The following is a 20712-nucleotide window of genomic DNA, read 5'->3' on the forward strand; positions in this document are numbered from 1 at the left end:
AGTTTTTTTATGATGATAAAAATAAATATGATATTGCAGCCATCACACTTCCAAAAATAGGTCCTAATACAGGAACAAAAGCATAATCCCAATTACTTTTCCCTTTACCAGGAATTGGAATGATAGAATATATGATTCTTGGTCCTAAATCACGAGCAGGATTAATAGCTGCACCAGTATTTCCTCCTAAGGATAAAACAATTCCCAATACCAATAAAGCGGGAAGTAATGCCCCTAAAGATCCTAACCCTATAGGATATTTATTTTCTTTAAAAAAAAGGGTTCCTTCTACTGTAAGATATAAAGAAATAAATATAAAAATAAAAGTAGCTAATACTTCATTTAAAAAATTAAAAAATAAATTTTTTATAGAAGGAATCGTAACAAAAACAGATAATTTATCTTGTTCTTTTTGAGTTTCAAAAAAATGATCTTTATATAAAAACCATACTAATAAAGATCCTAACATAGCTCCAATAAACTGAGATAAAATATAAGATGGAACCATATCCCAATTAAATTTTCCAACTATGGCAAAACTTATTGTAACGCACGGATTCAAATGAGCTCCACTATAAGGAGCTGAAACTATTATTCCCATAAAAACAGCCAATGACCATCCTATAGTAATAGTAAGCCATTCTCCATTTCTGCTGTTCCCTTTGGTTTTTGACAAAATAACATTTGCTACTACTCCATTTCCTAAAAATACTAAAATCATTGTTCCTATGATTTCCGCACAAATTTTTGTCATTTGATTTAATTTTTTATTGACCAGACCATGAACGAGTTGTTTTAATTGCTTTTTCCCACCCTTGAATTCTTTCCAAACGACTAGACATTCCTTTTGGTTCAAAAACCTGTTCTAGTTGCCATTTTTTTTGAATATCTTCAAGACTGGTCCAATAATTTACAGCTAATCCAGCTAAATAAGCTGCTCCAGCTGCTGTAAGCTCAGAAATTTTTGATTTTACTACTCTCACATTTAAAATATCGGATTGAAATTGCATTAACAATTTATTTACCGTAGCTCCTCCATCTACACGAAGTTCTTTTATAGAAATACCAGAATCTGCTTCCATAGCCTTCAGAACATCCATATTTTGAAAAGCAATACTTTCTAACGCAGCCCTAACAAAATGAGCGGAAGAGGTCCCTCTTGTTATACCAACAATGGTTCCTCTAGCTTTCTGATCCCAATAAGGAGCACCCAAACCGGAAAAAGCTGGAACCACATATAAACCTTCCGTATTTTCCACTGAAGAAGCTAAAGTTTCTGCTTCACTTGAAGATATAAGAAGCCCCAATCCATCTCTCAGCCATTGAACAACAGCTCCTGCAATGAAAACACTTCCTTCCAATGCATATTGAACTTTATTTTTAATTTTCCAAGCAACAGTGGTAATTAAATTATTTTGAGAAAAAACAGGAGAATCTCCTACATTCATTAACATAAAACAACCTGTTCCATAAGTATTTTTTACCATTCCAATTTTAGTACACATTTGTCCAAAAAGAGATGCTTGTTGATCTCCGGCTATCCCAGATATGGGAATTTTATGAGAAAGAATATGTCCTGTAGTATAACCAAAAATTTCACTAGATGATTTAACTTCTGGGAGCATTGTTATTGGAATATCAAATAAATCAATTAATTCTTGATCCCAACTAAGTGTATGAATGTTAAAAAGCATGGTACGAGAAGCATTAGTTACATCTGTGACATGAATTTCTTTACCGGTTAAATTCCATATTAACCATGAATCTATAGTTCCAAATGCTAAAGATCCAGAATTAGCTTTTTTTCTAGCTTCAGGAATATTTTCTAATATCCATTTAATTTTTGTGGCAGAAAAATAAGGATCTATAATCAAGCCTGTTTTTTTCCGAATCATTTCAGTTAATCCTTCTTTTTTGAGAAGATCACAATATTTTGATGTACGTCTATCTTGCCAAACTATAGCATTAAAAATAGGTTCTCCCGTTTTTTTATCCCATACTACAGTAGTTTCTCGTTGATTGGTTATTCCTATTGAAACAATATTTTCACCTTCTAAATTTGCCTTTAAAATTGCTTCCAAAGCAACGGATGCTTGCGTCGACCATATCTCTTCTGCATTATGTTCCACCCATCCAGGATAAGGATAAATTTGTGTAAATTCTCTTTGAGCTACGGAAATAATATTTCCAATTTTATCAAAAATAATAGCTCTAGAACTAGTAGTTCCCTGATCTAATGATAGCACATATTTTTTCATAAACATATGATGAATAAAGGTATTACAACTCCATTAAACGACCGGATAATAGTACCGCATAGCTAACTCTTTGAAATCAGCTATTTGTGATTTTTCCCATTTTTCATCTCGAGAAAGTTCTTTAGCCATTAATGATGCTACTCTTGGTGCTATATCTATTGCTTTCTTTGCATTTAAAAATAATAAACGGAACCTTCTTGCCAAAACATCTTCAATTGTTCTAGCCATTTCATAACGAACCATCCATATAACTTCTGCTTCAGTACAATAATAATAAGAAGAATCTTGGGATATCAATGGAGTTCCTAACAATGGATTTTCCTCAATTAATTTTTTTATATGATATTCATCTTCTCCATATTTCTTCCAATGATAATTTTGGCTTTGATATAAAGAATTGGATCCATAAATCTTAATATTTTTTGTGACAGAAGGCCTTTTATTTAGTTTTCCTATTTCAACAGCTTTATTTACAGCATATTCAGACATTTTTCTATATGTCGTCCATTTTCCACCTATAATGCTTATTAATCCAGAAGGACTAATCATAAGTTTATGGGATCTAGAAATATCTTTTGTTTTAGTCGTAGAAGAATAATTATTAGGGACAAAAAGAGGACGCAATCCAGAAAAAGCACTGAGTATATCACTTTTTTTTGGATTGAAAACAAAATATTTGTTAAAAGTTTGTAAAATAAAATCTATTTCCTCCTCCAAAGGTTTTGGTTCAAGAACACTTTTTTCTAGAAAAGTGTCTGTAGTCCCTACCAAAACATGGTCATACCATGGAACACAAAATAAAATTCTTCCATCCGAAGTTTTTGGAATGACTACAGCATTTGAACTGCTAAAAAAAGATTTATTTAATACAATATGTGTTCCTTGACTAGGTTTTATTAAAATAGGGCATTCTGATTCATCCATTCTTGAAATAGAATCAGAAAAAACTCCAGTGGCATTTATAACGATTTTTGAGTAAATAGAATATTTTTTTTTGGTTTCAAGATCATAAGCTACAACTCCAGAAATTTTATTTCCAACTTTTTTTATAAGATTTTTGACTTGAAAATAGTTTAATAAAATTCCACCTTGTTGAACACAGGTTTGTGCCAAATTAATAGCTAAACGAGCATCATCAAACTGTCCGTCATAATATAAAATACCTCCTTTTAACTTATTAGTTTTAATTTCAGGGAAATTTTTAATTGTTTCATTTTTGGATATAAATTTGGACTTTCCAAAACTCAATGAACCGGATAGCCATTCATATAGTTTCAAACCTGTCCAGTACAAAAGACCCATTTTCCAACTAAAAATTGGAATAATAAATTTTTGTTTTTTCACTAAATGAGGTGCATTCTTTAACAATAATCCTCTTTCTTGTAAAGCTTCATAAACTAATTTGATATTCCCTTGAGCCAAATATCGTATTCCTCCGTGAACCAATTTTGTACTTCTACTGGAAGTTCCTTTAGAAAAATCAGACTGCTCTAAAAGAAGAGTTTTGTATCCTCTGGAAGCAGAATCCAAAGCAATTCCTAATCCGGTAGATCCTCCTCCAATAATGATAATATCCCAATGATTTACATTTTCTAAAATGTTCAAAAACCTATCTCTATTTAAAAAACCTTTCATCATGTTTCACTCATGTCAAATTCCAAACGGAATATTCCTCCTATTGGGATTTTGAAAATATTCAACAAACAAAATTAAAAATATTTTCAATAAAAGAAAATTTTAATTAAAATTAATCCAAATTAAACACCATTTTCTTTGTTCATCATTTTAGATATAAAATTTTTTATAATTTGTTGTTCTGAGCTTGCACTAATTTTTTTCATTATTTTATTTATGTCATAAAATTGTCTTAAAAAAAGATCTATATGATTTAATGTTATTCCAGATCCTTTGGATATCCTTTTTTTTCTTTTAATATCAACAAGTAATTTTGGATTATCTCTTTCATCAGGTGTCATAGAATGAATAATAGACTCTATTTTTTTGAAGGAATCTTTTTGATTTCCTCCATAAAAAGAAAAATACCTATCAACTCCAGGAATCATTGAAATAATGTTTTTTATACTTCCTATCTTTTTGATCTGTTGAATTTGCTCTAATAAATCATTAAAATTAAAACGATTTTTTGAAATCTTATGATAAATTTTCTTAGTTTTTTTTTCATCAAATTCCTCTTGTACTTTTTCAACTAAAGAAACTATATCTCCCATCCCTAAAATTCGATTAGCTATTCGATCTGGATGAAAAATTTCCAGATCTTCTATTTTTTCCCCATTACTAATAAATTTAATAGGTTTCCCCACAATACTAGACATGGTGATGGCAGCTCCACCTCGACTATCTCCATCTAATTTTGTCATTACAATCCCATCGAAATTCAATCTTCTTGAAAAAGATTGAGCAGTATTTACAGCATCTTGTCCTGTCATTGCATCGACAACAAATAAAGTTTCATCTGGGTTAGAATGTTTATGAATATTTACTATTTCTTTCATCATGATTTCATCAATAGCCAGTCTTCCAGCTGTATCAATAATAATTACATTTCTTTTTTTTCTAGAAGCATAAATAACAGATTGATCTAATATTTCTAGAACATTTTTATTTTCTTTTAAATAAAAAACAGGAATATTTATTTTTTCTGCAAGAAATTTCAGTTGGTCTATAGCTGCAGGACGATGAATATCTGCAGCTACTAATAAAGGAAATTTGTTTTTCTTTCTTAAAAAAAAAGCAAGTTTAGAAGAAAAAGAAGTTTTTCCACTCCCCTGCAATCCGCAAATTAAAATAACAGAAGGATCTTTATCAAGATTCATTTCTATACTTTTTTTTCCCATGAGTGTTACCAACTCATCATATACTATTTTTGTAATGATCTGTTTTGGATTTAATGAAGTAAGTACTTTTTTTCCAATAGATTTTTCTTTAACTTTATGAATAAAATTTTTAGCAATTTTATAATTGACATCTGCATCGATAAGTGCTTTTCCTATTTCTTTCATAGAAGATGCAATATTAATTTCTGTAATTTTATCATCTCCTTTCAAGATCTGAAGAGCCTTAGAGAATTTATTTTGTAAATGTTCAAACATAAATGTGAATTTTTTACTTTTACATACGATCAAGCATTTTAATGCCTAATAAATTCATTCCAGATTTTAAAACATTCCCTGTAACATGAATAATATTCATACAAATATTACTATGAATAACATTGAAAGGATCTATTAACTTTTTGTTTTGATAAAGAAAATTAAAAGATTTAGAAACTTCATAAATATAATTTGCTATTAATGAAGGATTTAAATTAATAGCTGATTTTTTTAAGACCAATGGATATTTTTGAAGAATTTTAATCATGTTTTTTTCATATATATCAAATTTAATATTTGACCAACAAAAATTCAACAATGAACATAAATCGAAGAACTTTCGTTCCAAAGAACGAATTCTGGAATAAGTATATTGAATATATGTTCCTGTTTTTCCTTTAAAATCTATAGATTTTTCAGGATGAAAAATAATTTTTTTTCTCGGATCTATTTTAAGGAAATAATATTTCAGAGCTCCTAATCCTATGATTTCAGCAGATTTTTCTTGTTTTCCTTCTTTTTTTAATTTTGAATATTTCTTTAAAAAATTTTTTTTTGCAATAGAATACATTTCTAAAATAAGACTATCTGCATCTATTACATTTCCTTCTCTAGATTTCATTTTGCCACTTGGCAAATATACCATTTCATAAGATAAATGAAATAATTTATTTACCCATATATATCCTAAACGTCTTAATATAGTAAAAAGAATTTGAAAGTGATAATCTTGTTCTTTTCCAACAATATAGATTAACTGGTCTATGTTATATTTTCTAAAACGTTCTACAGCAGTTCCAATATCCTGAGTTATATATACGGAAGTTTGATCTGATCGTAACAAAAGTTTTTGATCGAAACCTTCTTGAATCAAATCAATCCAAATTGATCCATCTTTTTTTTGAAAAAAAATTCCTTTTTCAAGACCTTTTTTGATAATTTTTTTTCCTATTTGATACACGTTACTTTCATATTCTATTTCATCAAAACTTATTTCCAATTTTCGATAAGTTTCTTCAAAACCGCTGTAAACCCATTTATTCATTTTTTTCCAAATATCTCTAGTTATTGGATCTCCACTTTCCCATTTTTTTAATAATTCTCTAGCTTCGATCAATATTGTCATTTCATCTTTTTTATCTATTTTTCTAATTTCTTCACGATAAATCTTATCGAATAAACTATAATATTTTCCTACAAAATGATCTCCCTTCATTTTAATACTGTCAGGAGTTTCTCCTTTTCCAAATTTTTTCCAAGCTATCATAGATTTACAGATATGTATTCCTCTATCATTAATGATTTGAATTTTTATTATTTTATGTCCAACCATTTTTAATATTTTAGCTATAGAAGATCCAATCAAACTATTTCTAACATGTCCTAAATGAAGAGGTTTATTAGTATTAGGAGAAGAATACTCTATCATTATTTTTTTGGATGGAAATTTTAAATGATAAAAATTTGTATTCAACATCTTTTGAAGAAGATGAATATAATAACTATCTTTAAAAATAAAATTTAAAAAACCTTCAATAATAGAAAATTGAATCAACCCATTTAATTGATTTTGCACATAATTTCCTATATTTTCTCCTATTTGTTCTACAGGTTTTTTTAATTTTTTAGACAAAGAAAATAAAACCAAAGTAAGATCTCCTAAATGTTCTTTTTTTGTATATTGAAAATCTAATTCCGGACAAGGTTTCAGTTTATATAAAACAGATATGGATTCTTTTGCTATTTCCTCTATAGACTGAAAATGATCATTCATAGAAGAATTTTTACAAATATCTTTTTAATTGAACTCTCCATCCAAAAGGATCTTCCGATAAATTATGCTGGATATCCAATAAACTTTTTTTTAAACGAATAGATATTCTTTCTTTTTCTGGAATATCTGGTAAACAAAAATTATTTCCTTGATAGTTAATTATTTTAAAAAAATTTATTACAGCAGCTGTTCCGCAGCCAAAAGCTTCTTTTAATTCTCCTGTCTGCAATCCTTTTATGATTTCTGAAACACTTAGATCTTTCTCTTCCACGGAAAATCCTTCTTTTTCAGCTAAAGAAAGAATACTTTTACAGGTAATTCCACTTAATATATTATCATTAGCTTTTGGAGTGATAAGTTTGTTTTTCAACCAAAAAAAAACATTCATAGTACCTAATTCTTCTATCATTGTGTGAGTAGAAGAGTCAGTCCACAATATTTGATCAAATCCTTCTTCATTTGCTAATCTAGTAGGATAAAAAGAAGAAGCGTAATTTCCAGCAGCTTTAGTAAATCCAACCCCTCCTGCTGCAGAACGGCTATATTTTTCTTCTATCTTAATTTTCAAAGGATGTTTATAATAGGAATCTGCAGGAGTAGATATAATCATAAACATATAATTTTCAGAAGGGGTTGCCGATAAAACACCGTTATTCGCAATTAAAAAAGGACGAATATATAAAGATTGTCCATAATTTTTAGGGATCCAATCCCTATCTATATCTATTAATTTTTTTAGTCCGTTCATAAAAATATATTCTGGAATAGTAGGCATTTCCAAACGAATAGCAGATCTATTTATTCTTTTGAAATTTTCTTCTGGACGGAATAAAAAAACTTCTTCATTTTTATCTTTATAAGCTTTCATTCCTTCAAAAACAGCTTGTCCATAATGAAAAACAGGAGAAATAGGAGAAAACGGAATATTCCCAAAAGGCTTAATAATGGAATTATTCCATTTTCCATCTTTGTATTCGGAACAAAACATATGATCTGAATACTGATGACCAAAGGTAATATTGTTAAAATCCATTTTTCCAATCCTTGAATGTAAGGTTTTTTCTATTTTCATAAAGTCAAAAAAATTAATGAAAACAAATATAATAAATGATTATTATGTTTTAATAAAAATTATTAATAAAACACCTAGTTTTCTAACTATCATGCATTATTTTTAATACTTTTTCTACAATATTTTCAACAGAAGGTTTTGAAAAATAATCACCATCTGATCCATAAGGAGGACGATGTTCTTTAGCCGTAATCGTAACGGGTGGACTATCTAAATAATAATATCCATTTTGTTCTTCTAATATTTTTTGTAAAATATAAGCAGAAGCTCCACCTGGTACATCCTCATCTATAATTAATAATCTGTTGGTTTTTTGTAAACTTTTTACAATGTCTTTTTGTAAATCAAAAGGTAAAAGAGATTGAATATCAATTACTTCTGAATCAATATTGATTTTATGCAATTCTTCTGCAGCTTCATTTACAATTCTCCACGTAGAACCATATGTTACCATGGTTATATCTTTTCCTTTCCTTGTTCTTTCCACTATTCCAATAGGAGTTCTAAAAAAACCTAAATTTTCCGGTAACTTTTCTTTGATTCTATATCCATTCAGACATTCAATAACTAAAGCTGGATCATCTCCAGATAATAAAGTATTATAAAAACCAGCAGCTTTGACCATGTTTCTTGGAACCAAGACTAAAATTCCTCTTAAATAATTAATAATTCCTCCCATAGGAGAACCTGAATGCCATATTCCTTCTAAACGATGACCTCTAGTCCTAATAATGACAGGAGCTTTTTGTCCTCCTTTTGTTCTATATTGCAAACAAGCAAGATCGTCACTCATGATTTGTAAAGCATATAAGATATAATCTAAATATTGAATTTCTACTATAGGTTTAAGCCCACGCATAGCAAGACCAATTCCTTGACCGAGAATAGTAGATTCACGTATTCCCGTATCAAAAATGCGAGTTTTACCATATTTTTTTTGCAACCCTTCCAATCCTTGGTTGACATCTCCTATTTTTCCTACATCTTCTCCAAATATTAAAAGATCAGGATATAATTCTAATAATTTATCAAAATTATTTCTCAAAACAATTCTTCCATCTACTTCAAAATTGTTATTCCTATACACAGGAAAAACTTCTGTTATTTTTACAGAAGATTTTTCGGAAATACTATATAAGTGAGAAGAATAATTTTCTTGTTCTTGATCATATTTTTTTTTAATCCATTTTATCAGACAATATTTTGAATCTGATTCCACTTCAGATAGTAGATATAAAATTTTTCGTGTAATACGAAATATTGATTTTTTTGTAGTAAAATTTTTAGTTTTATCATACAATTTTTGTATATACTTTTTCACATATTTATTAACCCATTTTTGATTAGAATAATCCTCTTGCATTTTTTGTAAAATGTTCACAGCTTCATTTTTAATTTCAATAATTGGTTTTTGAAACGCTTTCCAAGCTTTTTTTTGTTCATTTTTAACATATTCTTTAGCTTCTATATCTATTTTATCTAAATAACAAACATTGGTTAAGTTTTGTAACTTATTTTTTGTATTGAACTTAAAATTCAAAATCCAATCTCTAAATTTTTTTATTCCATCGTTATTCATTTCCCATTCCAAACGTTCTTTTGATTTATATCTTTCATGTGAAGAAGAAGTAGAATGTCCTTGCGGTTGAGTTAAATTTGTGACATGTATGATAACTGGAACATGTTCATAACGAGCTATTTTATCTGCACGAATATATGTTTTTGTAAGATCCATATAATCTGATCCATTCACACGAATAATTTCTACCCCTTTTTCTTTTTTGTTTCTATGAAATCCAGATAAAAGATCACTAATATTTTGTTTAGAAAATTGATATTTATTAGGAACAGAGATTCCATATTCATCATCCCAAATAGATAGTATGATAGGAATTTGCAAGACTGAAGCAGCATTTAAAGTTTCCCAAAATAATCCTTCTGAAATACTGGCATTCCCAATAGTTCCAAATGCTACTTCGTTTCCATCACGAGAAAATATTTTATGTGTTTCTTTTAAATTTTTTAGTTTTTTATAAATTTTAGATGCCTGAGCTAATCCTAATAATCTAGGCATTTGAGCAGCTGTAGAAGAAATATCTGCACTAGAATTCTTTTGTTGAATAAGATTTTTCCAAGTTCCATCACGATTTAGAAAACGTGTTCCAAAATGTGCAGTCATCATTCTTCCAGATGAAATAGGTTCAGCTTCTAAATCTGAATGGGCATACAATTGTGAAAAAAAACTTCTTACAGTTAAAGCTCCAATAGCCATCATAAACGTTTGATCTCGATAATATCCAGATCTAAAATCTCCATTTCTAAAAATTTTTGCCATAGCTAATTGAGGAATTTCTTTTCCATCACCAAATATCCCAAACTTAGCTTTTCCATTTAAAACTTCTTTCCTACCTAAAATACTGGTTTCACGACTAATTCTAGCCAATTTATAATCATTTAAAACTATTTTACTAAATGAATCAAAAGTGGGATCCTCATCATCATTATATTTTTTATTATTATTGTAATTCATAAATTCTAATTTTTTAGATGAAAATACAGTAATTTTACTTTATTAATTTCTTTATTTAATTTTATATATTATGTTCTTCTATTCAATAAAAAAAGAACTATGATTTATCATATTTTTGGAAATATAACCCTTTCTATTATCAAACCGGATGCGGTTAAAAAAGGACATAGCATCTCTATTTTATCCAAAATAGTTTATGCAGGATTTAAAATTGTTGCACTTAAGATGACAGAACTTTCTAAAAAATCAGCCATCAGATTTTATGAAGAACATAAAGAAAAATCTTTTTTCGAATCTTTGGTAAAATTTATGTCTTCTGGACCAATTATTTCGGTTCTATTGAAAAAAGAAAATGCCGTAAAAGACTTCAGAATTTTAATAGGAAATACAAATCCAATTAATGCTGAAAAAGGAACTATACGAAATTTGTATGCTACTTCTTTAGAAAAGAACGCTATACATGGATCAGATAGTAATCAAAATGCTTTTAAAGAATGTCAATTTTTTTTTTCAAGCAGAGAAATTTTCTTGAGAGAAGATATTTTATAAAAATTTTTTATGAAAAAAAATTTTCTAATAACCACTTACTCTATTTTAATTTTGATATTCATAACTGGATTATGGGGTGCTAATGTATATAATCATTTAGTAAAACTAAACGAAGGGATTAAAACACAATGGGGACAAGTGGAAAATGTTTATCAACGTAGATCCGATCTAATTCCAAATTTAGTGAATACAGTAAAAGGATCTGCAAATTTTGAAAAAAACACATTAATCCAAGTAATAGAAGCTAGAGCAAAAGCCACTTCTGTGGATATTAATCCAAATGATTTGAATCAAAATAAAATCAATAAATTTCAAAAAGCACAAGAAAACTTAAATAATTCTGTCAGTAGATTACTTTTAGTTGTGGAAAACTATCCTAATTTAAAGTCAACAAAAAATTTTTACGAATTACAAAATCAATTAGAAGGAACAGAAAATCGTATTAATATAGAAAGAAACCGATTTAATGATCAAGTAAATTATTTTAATACTTATAGAAATCAATTTCCAAAAATTATCATAGCAAACTTTTTTTCCCAATTTCAAGAAAAAGGATATTTCCAATCTCAAATAGGATCAGAAAGATCTCCTGTTGTAGATTTTTCCAAATAAGAATTGAAAAACAATTCACTAAAAAATCATGATAAAACATGAGAAAAACTATTCAATTAATTATTTTAATTTTTCTTTACACAAATCTAGCAAAAGGACAATTTAATATACCTGAAGCACCAAGAAAAATATATCCTGTTCAGGATTATGCAGGAGTCCTCTCCAAAAAGCAGATAGAAAAATTAAATCAAAAACTTGTTTCATACTATAAAATTACATCAACAGAAATTTTCATTTCTATCATTCAGGATCTTCATGGAGAAGATCCAAATTTTTTAGCTGCTCAATGGGGAGAAAAATGGAAAATTGGAAGCTTGCATAAAAATAATGGAATAGTTATATTATTATCTGTCAATGACAGAAAAATATCTATTCAAAATGGATATGGAATAGAACCCTATTTGACCGATTTTTTAACTACGAGAATTATAGAAAAAGCAAAACCTATATTGAAAAAAAATCTCTATTATCTAGCTATAGATTCCTGTATTCAGGAAATATTTCAAATTCTTCAGAATCAATATCATCATAAAAAACAAAAAAAAAAAGTTTTTCCTATGTGGAATCTTTTTATTTGTATGAGTGTTTTTTTTGTTATGCTTTTTTTTCTATGTAGAAAAAAAATAATAGACTCATCATTATTAAATACTTTACTTTTAACAGATTTTATATTCAGAAATAAAAATTTTCATAGTCATGAAAATGAAGATAATTTTGATGGATTTGGAGGAGGAGGAAATTTCGGAGGGGGAGGAAGTAGTGGAAATTGGTAATTTGATTTATCTTTTACTTCATTTTCTTAAAAATTTTAAATATTTTTTGAGTTGATATATTTTTTTCAATGTATCACTTTCTTTTTTTCTTTCCTTTAAAAGAAGGTTTTTTGGAATCGAAGAAACATATTTATCATTTGATAAATTTTTTCGAATTAAAGATAATAAATTATGAAAATGTTGAATTTTTTTTTCAATCCTAATAATATCCATATGACTAGTAGAATGATAGCTCTGATCTGCCAAAGATAAGAAAAATTGATCTGTATCTAAAAAAAAAGAATATATCGATTCATTTTTGGGTTCTTCTAATACAGAAACAATTTTTGATAAATTAGCCAATTTTAATATGATAGAATTATATTCTTTTTCTTCTTTCTTTCTCATAGTAAACAATACAAGACTTTTTTGATAAGGAATATTACTTTTATTTCTAATATTGCGTATTTTAGATATTATTTGAGTAATTCTTTCGAAAGAAACTAACATTTCATAATCATAAGATTTATTTTTAGGCCAATAAGAAACAATTAAAGCTTCTTCCGGTTTTCTTTTTTCAATAAGATTCCAAATCTCTTCTGAGAGAAAAGGCATATATGGATGTAATAATTTCAATATTTTTTCAAAAAATTTAATGGTGTTTAAATATTCTATTTTTGAAATACATCTATTTCCATGAATAGGTTTGATAATTTCAAGAAAATACGAACAAAAATCATACCAAATAAATTTATATAAAATCATTAATGATTCATCAAATTTATATTCTTGTAAATTTTTTTCAAACATTTCCAAAACATAATAAAAACGATTTTTTAACCATTTAATAGCAATTATAGAATAATCCGGCACATGTTGACTTTTTTGTATTTTCCAACTTTTAATTAAACGAAAAGCATTCCACACTTTGTTTGAAAAATTCCTTCCTTGCAAACATATTTTTTCCTCAAAATGAAAATCTTTTCCTGCACTAGTTTTCAACATTAGACCCATACGTACAGCATCTGCTCCATATTGATTAATTAAATCTATAGGATTTGGAGAATTATTTAATGATTTTGATATTTTTTGATTTTTAGAATCTCTAACAATTCCAGTAAAAAAAACCTTTTTGAAAGGTTTTTTCTTTTGAAAAAAGAAACCTGCTATAATCATACGTGCAACCCAAAAAAACAATATATCCGAACCTGTCACTATATCTTCAGTCGGATAATAATAAGAAATTTCGTGATTATGAGGATGACTAATTCCATCAAAAACAGATAATGGAAATAACCAAGAGGAAAACCAAGTATCTAAAACATCTGTATCTTGCCATATTTCATCATGACTTAAGTATGAATTTTCGCTTTTTTTTCTCGCTTTTTTCAATGCTTTTTCTAAACTTTCTGCAACCACAAAATCATTAGGTTTTTTCCCATAATAATAGACAGGAAGACGATGCCCCCACCATAATTGTCTAGATATATTCCAGTCACGAATTTGATTCATCCATTGAAAATAAATTTTATTAAATTTTTTGGGATAAAATTGAATATCTCCATTTTTTACAGCTTCTATAGCAGGAACAGATATTTCTCTCATTTTTAAAAACCATTGAAGAGACAATCTTTGTTCTACTACTGATAAAGTTCGTTCCGAAAAACCAATTTTATGATTGTATTTTTCTTTTTTTACTAAAAATCCCAATTGTTTTAATTCTTCAGTAATTTTTTTTCTTACTTCAAAACGATTCATCCCCTTGTAATGAAGGCCTTTTTCATTTAAGGTCGCATCTTCATTAAAAATATCAACTATGTCTAGTTTATGTTTATCCGCTATATTTTTATCGTATTTATCATGAGCTGGAGTGACCTTTAAAAATCCTGTTCCGAAATCTTTGTCTACATACGAATCCTGTATAATAGGAATATACTTATTAATTATTGGAACTTTTGCATATTTTCCTTTCAAATGAAAATAACGCGAATCATATGGATGAAAACAAAGAGCTGTATCCCCAAATATGGTTTCAGGACGAGTTGTTGCTACAGTCACATAATTTTTTTCTCCTTTTATTTGATACTTCAAATAATAAAGTTGACCAATACGTTCTTCATAAAGAACTTCTTCATCAGAAAGAGTAGTTTTAGCTTTTGGATCCCAATTAACAACATGGTAATCTCTATAAATATATCCATGTTCATACAAATCTATAAAAATTTTTGATACAGATCTGGACAATTTCTGGTTCATCGTAAATTGAGTCCGATTCCAATCACATGAACAACCCAATTTTTTAAGTTGATCAAAAATAATATTTTTATGTTTTTTTGACCATTCAAGAACATAATGCAAAAATTTTTCTCTTCCTAAAAAAGATTTGGACAATCCTTGTTTTTTTAATTGATCAACTACTTTAGCTTCTGTTGCAATAGATGCGTGATCTGTCCCAGGAATCCAACAAGCATTATATCCTTTCATTCTGGCATATCTAATCAAAACATCTTGAATAGTATTATTCAGCATATGTCCTATATGAAGAACTCCAGTAATGTTTGGAGGTGGCATCACTATAGTATAAGGTATTCTATCATCTGGGTAAGATGAAAAGTAATTTCCTTTCATCCAATAATCATATCTTTTTTTTTCCACAGATTTAGGATCATATTTGATTGAAATATCCATAAATTTAAAAATATAAAAAAAATTAAAATAATGATAAAAATTATTTTGATTGCTGCTGTTTCAAAAAACGGATTTATAGGAAAAAATAATCAACTTATGTGGCACTTGCCTAATGATTTAAAACGTTTTAAAAATTTAACTATTGGAGAAACAGTTTTAATGGGAAGAAAAACTTTCGAATCTATTGGAAAAATACTTCCAAAAAGAACAAATATTATCTTAACGAAAGATAAAATAAACTTCATGAAATCATTACACTTAAAAAATATAACAATTCAAAAGAATATAAAATTTTTTTCATCTGTAAAACAGATAGATTATTTAACAAATGAAAGAATATTCGTTATAGGAGGAGAAAAAACATATGCTTCTACAATTGAAAAAGCACATACAATAGAATTGACATTAGTTCATAAAAAATTTTATGGAGATGCAAAATTTCCAAAAATAGATGCAAAGAAATGGAAAAAAATATATGAATTTTTTTATGAAAAAGATAAATACCATTTATATAATTACAGTTTTATCAGATTCGAAAAAAAAGAAAAATCATTCTCTTCTATCTAATTCTTTCTTAATTTTTGCTGCAAGTTCATAACATTCATTAACCACTGCGTGGTTTAATAGTGCATTTAGATCTCTTTCAGTCATTTTTTCCAAATCTTGTTGACTTTTTTCTTTAAAAAAAAGAAATCCACTATTTTCTATTCCTGTTTCATAAGGTTCATTTTCTTTATCAATAGGAAACCCATTTTCAAAATAAATACCAGCTTTGTCAAATATTTCTCTTGTTGTATAAATAGGAGCCTGAAATCTTACTGCCAAAGCGACAGCATCTGATGTTTTTGAATCTATCTTATGTTCTTTTTTTTCTCCCTCTCCTTCTATAGGATCTCCTTCAAACAAAATATAAGAAAAAAATATTCCATTTACTAGTTTATATATTACAACTGCTTTTAATCTAACATGAAATAATTTTGCAAAAGTAAGAAATAAATCATGCGTAAAAGATCTGGATGGATCTCTTTTTCCTAAAGCAGAAGCAATAGATTGAGCTTGTAAACTTTCTATGATAATAGGAAGTTTAATTCTTCCAGATTCTTCTTCAAGTAATAAAACATATATCCCAGATTGTATTTGACTCAAGGATATTCCCCGTATAGCTAATCTAATGAATTGATCCATAGGAAAATTTAAATTATATAATAAATCTTGCTATTGTAACCAAATATCCTCAATTTAAAAGGATATTTCTGTTTTTTCATTTTTTGTTATAACAATAATATATATAAAATTATTATTATATGTAATAATTTTTTTTATATATTTATTAACAATATTTAAAATTTTTTTATTATGAATACTTCTGTTAAATTTCTGATTCCAACAATTTTTCTCGCATTAGGATTTATTTTATCCTGTAATGATGAGGTCACTTCCGTTGGAAAAGAAGAATCTGACGTGAAAAATACTACTACTGTAGAAAAAACTCCTTCTATTCCTGATCCACCACCTACTCTTGCTTCTTCTTCCCCTGAAACTCCTCCTACTGACCCTCCAAAAAATCCTACTCCTTCTTCTACAGAAACTCCTTCCAATGAAGACGATCCTTCAGACATGAATATAGATCCTGATGATTTATCTAGAAAAATCAAAGAAATAGGAGAAAAAATACAAAAATTAGAAAAAGAAAGTGAAAAACATTATGATGAATATTATCAAATGGTAGAAGTTCAAAAGGAAATATTGAATGAAGTCAAAAGAAGAAAAATGATTATGAGATCTAAGACAGTTGGATCCCCAGAACAAATAGAAGCTCAAAAAAACTTCGAAGATCAAAAAAAATTAGGAAAAGAAAAATTACAAATCCTAAAAGAAAAAAATATACTTTTGAATAATTTAAATAAATCAATAACAGAGGCAAAAAATGAAAAAATGGATTTGCAGAAAAAACAAGAAGATTTTTTAAAAAAACAAAAAGGAAGAGCGAAAAAAAATTAATTATCGTGAAGGAAAAGAAAGAGATTTCTTTCTTTTCCTAATATTGTCCTGAAAATGAAAAATCGATGTATGAAAGAAAAAACTTTTCGTGAAGTTATAGCAGAAGCTATGAGTGAGGAAATGAGAAGAGATGATTCTGTTTATCTCATGGGTGAAGAAGTGGCTCAATACAATGGGGCTTATAAAGCCTCTAAAGGGATGTTAGAAGAATTTGGACCCAAAAGAGTTATTGATACTCCAATTTCGGAATTAGGATTCTCTGGAATAGGTGTAGGTTCTGCTATGAATGGATGCAGACCCATTATTGAATTTATGACTTTTAATTTTTCTTTAGTTGCCATGGATCAAATCATTAATAACGCAGCGAAAATACGTTATATGAGTGGGGGACAGTGGAATATTCCTATTGTTTTCAGAGGGCCTACTGGTTCTGCTGGACAATTAGGAGCAACACATTCCCAATCTTTTGAAAGTTGGTATGCCAGTTGTCCTGGATTGAAAGTGGTCATTCCATGTAATCCTTATGATGCTAAAGGGCTTTTGAAATCTGCAATAAGAGATAATAATCCAGTAATTTTTATGGAATCTGAACAAATGTATGGAGATAAAATGATGATTCCAGAAGAAGAATACATTCTACCTATTGGAAAAGCAGATATCAAAAAAGAAGGAACTGATATCAGTTTAGTCTCCTTTGGAAAAATAATGAAAATGGCTTTAAACATAGCAAACAAACTAGATAAAGAAAATATTAGTGTAGAAGTCATAGATATCCGCACTATACGTCCCTTAGATTATGAATCTATACTTTTTTCTGTAAAAAAAACCAATCGACTAGTAATTTTAGAAGAATCATGGCCATTTTCATCCATATCCTCTGAAGTTTCGTATTTTATACAAAAAAAAGCATTTGATTATCTTGATGCACCTATTAATAGAATAACTTTATTGGACACTCCAGCCCCTTATGCTCATAATTTGATCAAAGATTGGTTTCCAAATGAAAAAAAGGTAATAAATGCCATCAAAGAAACTCTTTATTTAATCTAATAATTAATAAATGGATTGAACAATTTTATAAATATTTTCTGGTTTATCCATAGTGTAATAATGGATCACTTCTACACCAGAATTTTTCAATTCTTTAGATTGATGAATAGACCATTCAATTCCAATATGAGATACAATTTTTTTATCTTTCGCCTTTTCAACTTCTTTCACTAATTCGTGAGGAATATTCAAATAAAAACGAGAAGGAAGACTGTTTAACTGTTTTTTTGAAGAAATAGGTTTGATTCCAGGTATAATGGGAACAAAAATTCCTTCTGATCTACATTTTTTAACAAAAGAAAAATATTTTTTATTATCAAAAAACATTTGAGTCACAATATAATCCGCTCCTGCTTCTATTTTTTTTTTCAAAAAAAATAAATCACTTTCAATATTTGGGGCTTCCAAATGTTTTTCAGGATATCCTGCTACTCCAATACAAAAATCAAATAATGGAGATTCTTTTCGTTCAACAAAAGTTTTATCAAGATATTTTCCTCGATTTAAATCTTTAACTTGTTCAACAAGTTCTACTGCATGTTTATGTCCATCTTTTTTCGCAAGAAAATTACTTTCAGATTTCAAAGGGTCTCCTCTAAGAACTAGAACGTTATCTATTCCCAAAAAATTTAGATCTATTAAAGCATTTTCTGTCATTTGTTTATTAAAACCACCACAAATCAGATGTGGAACCGCATCTACTCCATATTTGTTCATAATAGCTGCACAAATTCCTACGGTTCCTGGACGCCTTGAAATTTTCCTTCTCTGCAAAAGTCCATTATTTTTTTCTACATAAATAAATTCCTCTCTATGATAAGTAACATCAATAAAAGGAGGATTGAATTCCATTAAAGGATCTAAAGTAGAAAAAATGTCTTTAATATCATGTCCTCTTAAAGGAGGTAAGATTTCAAAGGAGAATAAAGTTTTTTTTGCTTTAGATATATGCTCAATCACTTTCATAATACACAACTTTTACTTGATATGATCAAATTCAGTATAAGGAACTAATACTTGAGGTATATTAATTTTATTTTCAGTTTGATGATTTTCTAATAAAGTCGCCATAATTCGTGGTAAAGCTAAAGCACTCCCATTAAGAGTATGACAGAACCTTACATGACCTTTAATAGTTTTGTATCTCAAATTTAATCTATTAGATTGAAAATCATTACAATTAGATATAGAACTGACTTCTAACCATTTTTTTTGCGCTATAGAATAAACTTCAAAATCGTAAGTTATAGAAGAAGAAAATCCAAGATCAGGTCCATTCAAACGAATAATACGAAAAGGTAAATCTAAAGATTTTAAAATATTTTTGACATGCAAAATCATTTCTTCTAAAGAAGAATAAGAAGAATCTTGTGTGGTGATTTGAATAATTTCCACTTTTTCAAATTGATGCAACCTATTCAATCCTCTTACTTTGGATCCATAAGATCCTGCTTCTCTTCTAAAACAAGAAGTATAAGTAGTTGCTTTAACAGGAAGATCTGTTCTTGAAAATATTTTATCTCTGTAGCAATTCATAATAGGAACTTCTCCAGTAGGAATCAGATAAAGATTATCTTTTTCTATAAAATACATTTGATTTTCTTTATCTGGAATTTGTCCTGTAGCGTATCCCGATTTTTCATTTATAAGATAAGGTAAACTATATTCTTTATACGAAGCTTGTATATTTTTATCTAGAAAATATTGAATTAAACTTCTTTGTAATTTTGCTCCTTTTCCCATATAAACTGAAAAACCAGAACCACATATTTTCGTTCCCAAATTTGAATCAAATAAACAAAACTTATTTGATAATTCCCAGTGTGTAAGTGGATTATCAATATGACAATGAATTTCTCCCTCTTGAAAAATAATATTGTTTTCTTCAGAATTATTTTTTACTTTTTCATCAGGAATATTAGGAATTTGATTTAATTTTTTTTCTAAGATTTGAACAATTTTTCTTAGTTTAAGATTGATATTTTTCTTTTCTTTTTTTAAAAAAGTAGATTTTTCTTTTAAAGATTCTATTTGAGTTTTTTGACCAAAATTTAAAATTTGACCTATTTTTTTAGATATTGAATTTTCTTTTTCTAATATTTTGTTCAGTACGTTTTGAGCTATTTTTTTTTTTTCGTCTAAAATCAATATCTCATCTATCAGGTATATTTCTTGAAAATTTCTTTTTTTTAATCCTAATAAAACTTTTTCTCGATTTTTTCGTATGAAAGAGGTTCTAAGCATAAAAAAACTAAAATCCTGTTGACCATATATTTTTAAAAATGCAAGGTACGAATAATATTTTCTATATTTGTA

General features: G+C 27.9%; 17 protein-coding genes. 6 read left to right on the top strand and 11 right to left on the bottom strand.

Annotated features, from left to right (window positions below; translation table 11 throughout):
• Window positions 1–7: 7 nt before the first annotated feature.
• The 7 genes from H0H67_RS00910 to H0H67_RS00940 all read right to left on the bottom strand — a co-directional run bounded on the left by H0H67_RS00910 (window position 8) and on the right by H0H67_RS00940 (window position 10744).
• On the bottom strand, window positions 8–754 hold the full coding sequence (locus tag H0H67_RS00910) for an MIP/aquaporin family protein (RefSeq protein ID WP_185859470.1): 747 nt from the start codon (window positions 752–754) through the stop codon (window positions 8–10).
• A 13-nt stretch (window positions 755–767) separates the two neighbouring features.
• Window positions 768–2264, bottom strand: a complete 1497-nt coding sequence (gene glpK, locus H0H67_RS00915) for a glycerol kinase GlpK (RefSeq protein WP_185859471.1) — start codon at window positions 2262–2264, stop codon at window positions 768–770.
• A gap of 27 nt (window positions 2265–2291) precedes the next feature.
• Window positions 2292–3896, bottom strand: a complete 1605-nt coding sequence (locus H0H67_RS00920) for a glycerol-3-phosphate dehydrogenase/oxidase (RefSeq protein ID WP_185859472.1) — start codon at window positions 3894–3896, stop codon at window positions 2292–2294.
• A gap of 119 nt (window positions 3897–4015) precedes the next feature.
• On the bottom strand, window positions 4016–5368 hold the full coding sequence (gene ffh, locus H0H67_RS00925; protein ID WP_185859473.1) for a signal recognition particle protein: 1353 nt from the start codon (window positions 5366–5368) through the stop codon (window positions 4016–4018).
• A gap of 19 nt (window positions 5369–5387) precedes the next feature.
• On the bottom strand, window positions 5388–7142 hold the full coding sequence (gene argS, locus H0H67_RS00930; protein WP_185859474.1) for an arginine--tRNA ligase: 1755 nt from the start codon (window positions 7140–7142) through the stop codon (window positions 5388–5390).
• A 10-nt stretch (window positions 7143–7152) separates the two neighbouring features.
• Window positions 7153–8214 (bottom strand): branched-chain amino acid aminotransferase, encoded by a 1062-nt coding sequence (locus tag H0H67_RS00935; protein ID WP_185859475.1) that lies wholly within the window; start codon window positions 8212–8214, stop codon window positions 7153–7155.
• 82 nt (window positions 8215–8296) lie between these two features.
• Window positions 8297–10744: an alpha-ketoacid dehydrogenase subunit alpha/beta gene (locus tag H0H67_RS00940; RefSeq protein ID WP_185859476.1), complete on the bottom strand. Its 2448-nt coding sequence runs from the start codon at window positions 10742–10744 to the stop codon at window positions 8297–8299.
• 99 nt (window positions 10745–10843) lie between these two features.
• Here H0H67_RS00940 and ndk point away from each other — a divergent pair, with 99 nt between their 5' ends.
• From ndk to H0H67_RS00955, 3 genes are read left to right on the top strand one after another with little or no spacing between them, the layout of a single operon-like run.
• On the top strand, window positions 10844–11293 hold the full coding sequence (gene ndk, locus H0H67_RS00945) for a nucleoside-diphosphate kinase (RefSeq protein ID WP_185859477.1): 450 nt from the start codon (window positions 10844–10846) through the stop codon (window positions 11291–11293).
• A 9-nt stretch (window positions 11294–11302) separates the two neighbouring features.
• The gene (locus tag H0H67_RS00950; protein WP_185859478.1) at window positions 11303–11905 is read left to right on the top strand and encodes a LemA family protein; all 603 of its coding nucleotides are present in this window, start codon (window positions 11303–11305) and stop codon (window positions 11903–11905) included.
• Between the two features lie 38 nt (window positions 11906–11943).
• The gene (locus H0H67_RS00955; RefSeq protein WP_185859479.1) at window positions 11944–12678 is read left to right on the top strand and encodes a TPM domain-containing protein; all 735 of its coding nucleotides are present in this window, start codon (window positions 11944–11946) and stop codon (window positions 12676–12678) included.
• A gap of 18 nt (window positions 12679–12696) precedes the next feature.
• Here the strand turns inward: H0H67_RS00955 and H0H67_RS00960 are convergent, their stop codons facing one another.
• Window positions 12697–15345, bottom strand: a complete 2649-nt coding sequence (locus H0H67_RS00960; RefSeq protein WP_185859480.1) for a valine--tRNA ligase — start codon at window positions 15343–15345, stop codon at window positions 12697–12699.
• A gap of 33 nt (window positions 15346–15378) precedes the next feature.
• On the opposite strand from H0H67_RS00960, the gene H0H67_RS00965 reads away from it, so the two are divergent.
• The gene (locus tag H0H67_RS00965; protein WP_185859595.1) at window positions 15379–15912 is read left to right on the top strand and encodes a dihydrofolate reductase; all 534 of its coding nucleotides are present in this window, start codon (window positions 15379–15381) and stop codon (window positions 15910–15912) included.
• On the opposite strand, the gene H0H67_RS00970 is transcribed toward H0H67_RS00965, so the two are convergent.
• The gene (locus H0H67_RS00970) at window positions 15895–16530 is read right to left on the bottom strand and encodes a bifunctional nuclease family protein (RefSeq protein WP_185859481.1); all 636 of its coding nucleotides are present in this window, start codon (window positions 16528–16530) and stop codon (window positions 15895–15897) included. The genes H0H67_RS00965 and H0H67_RS00970 overlap by 18 nt on opposite strands.
• Window positions 16531–16701: 171 nt before the next feature.
• On the opposite strand from H0H67_RS00970, the gene H0H67_RS00975 reads away from it, so the two are divergent.
• The gene (locus H0H67_RS00975) at window positions 16702–17346 is read left to right on the top strand and encodes a hypothetical protein (protein WP_185859482.1); all 645 of its coding nucleotides are present in this window, start codon (window positions 16702–16704) and stop codon (window positions 17344–17346) included.
• A gap of 69 nt (window positions 17347–17415) precedes the next feature.
• Window positions 17416–18396 carry a pyruvate dehydrogenase complex E1 component subunit beta gene (locus H0H67_RS00980; RefSeq protein ID WP_185859483.1) on the top strand — a complete coding sequence of 327 codons (981 nt, stop codon included), beginning with the start codon at window positions 17416–17418 and terminating at the stop codon, window positions 18394–18396.
• Between the two features lie 3 nt (window positions 18397–18399).
• On the opposite strand, the gene metF is transcribed toward H0H67_RS00980, so the two are convergent.
• On the bottom strand, window positions 18400–19362 hold the full coding sequence (metF, locus tag H0H67_RS00985; protein ID WP_185859484.1) for a methylenetetrahydrofolate reductase [NAD(P)H]: 963 nt from the start codon (window positions 19360–19362) through the stop codon (window positions 18400–18402).
• 12 nt (window positions 19363–19374) lie between these two features.
• Entirely contained in the window at window positions 19375–20640 is a 1266-nt protein-coding gene (serS, locus tag H0H67_RS00990) for a serine--tRNA ligase (protein WP_185859485.1), read from the bottom strand.
• Window positions 20641–20712: the final 72 nt, after the last annotated feature.

This window comes from Blattabacterium cuenoti (assembly GCF_014251575.1).
Lineage (GTDB): Bacteria > Bacteroidota > Bacteroidia > Flavobacteriales > Blattabacteriaceae > Blattabacterium > Blattabacterium cuenoti_N.

What these genes read in the sequence shown, in the direction of transcription:
- H0H67_RS00910 (WP_185859470.1), bottom strand. Translation starts at nt 754, where the DNA reads ATGACAAAAATTTGTGCGGAAATCATAGGAACAATGATTTTAGTATTT.
- glpK (WP_185859471.1), bottom strand. Translation starts at nt 2,264, where the DNA reads ATGTTTATGAAAAAATATGTGCTATCATTAGATCAGGGAACTACTAGT.
- H0H67_RS00920 (WP_185859472.1), bottom strand. Translation starts at nt 3,896, where the DNA reads ATGATGAAAGGTTTTTTAAATAGAGATAGGTTTTTGAACATTTTAGAA.
- ffh (WP_185859473.1), bottom strand. Translation starts at nt 5,368, where the DNA reads ATGTTTGAACATTTACAAAATAAATTCTCTAAGGCTCTTCAGATCTTG.
- argS (WP_185859474.1), bottom strand. Translation starts at nt 7,142, where the DNA reads ATGAATGATCATTTTCAGTCTATAGAGGAAATAGCAAAAGAATCCATA.
- H0H67_RS00935 (WP_185859475.1), bottom strand. Translation starts at nt 8,214, where the DNA reads ATGAAAATAGAAAAAACCTTACATTCAAGGATTGGAAAAATGGATTTT.
- H0H67_RS00940 (WP_185859476.1), bottom strand. Translation starts at nt 10,744, where the DNA reads ATGAATTACAATAATAATAAAAAATATAATGATGATGAGGATCCCACT.
- ndk (WP_185859477.1), top strand. Translation starts at nt 10,844, where the DNA reads ATGATTTATCATATTTTTGGAAATATAACCCTTTCTATTATCAAACCG.
- H0H67_RS00950 (WP_185859478.1), top strand. Translation starts at nt 11,303, where the DNA reads ATGAAAAAAAATTTTCTAATAACCACTTACTCTATTTTAATTTTGATA.
- H0H67_RS00955 (WP_185859479.1), top strand. Translation starts at nt 11,944, where the DNA reads ATGAGAAAAACTATTCAATTAATTATTTTAATTTTTCTTTACACAAAT.
- H0H67_RS00960 (WP_185859480.1), bottom strand. Translation starts at nt 15,345, where the DNA reads ATGGATATTTCAATCAAATATGATCCTAAATCTGTGGAAAAAAAAAGA.
- H0H67_RS00970 (WP_185859481.1), bottom strand. Translation starts at nt 16,530, where the DNA reads ATGGATCAATTCATTAGATTAGCTATACGGGGAATATCCTTGAGTCAA.
- H0H67_RS00975 (WP_185859482.1), top strand. Translation starts at nt 16,702, where the DNA reads ATGAATACTTCTGTTAAATTTCTGATTCCAACAATTTTTCTCGCATTA.
- H0H67_RS00980 (WP_185859483.1), top strand. Translation starts at nt 17,416, where the DNA reads ATGAAAGAAAAAACTTTTCGTGAAGTTATAGCAGAAGCTATGAGTGAG.
- metF (WP_185859484.1), bottom strand. Translation starts at nt 19,362, where the DNA reads ATGAAAGTGATTGAGCATATATCTAAAGCAAAAAAAACTTTATTCTCC.
- serS (WP_185859485.1), bottom strand. Translation starts at nt 20,640, where the DNA reads ATGCTTAGAACCTCTTTCATACGAAAAAATCGAGAAAAAGTTTTATTA.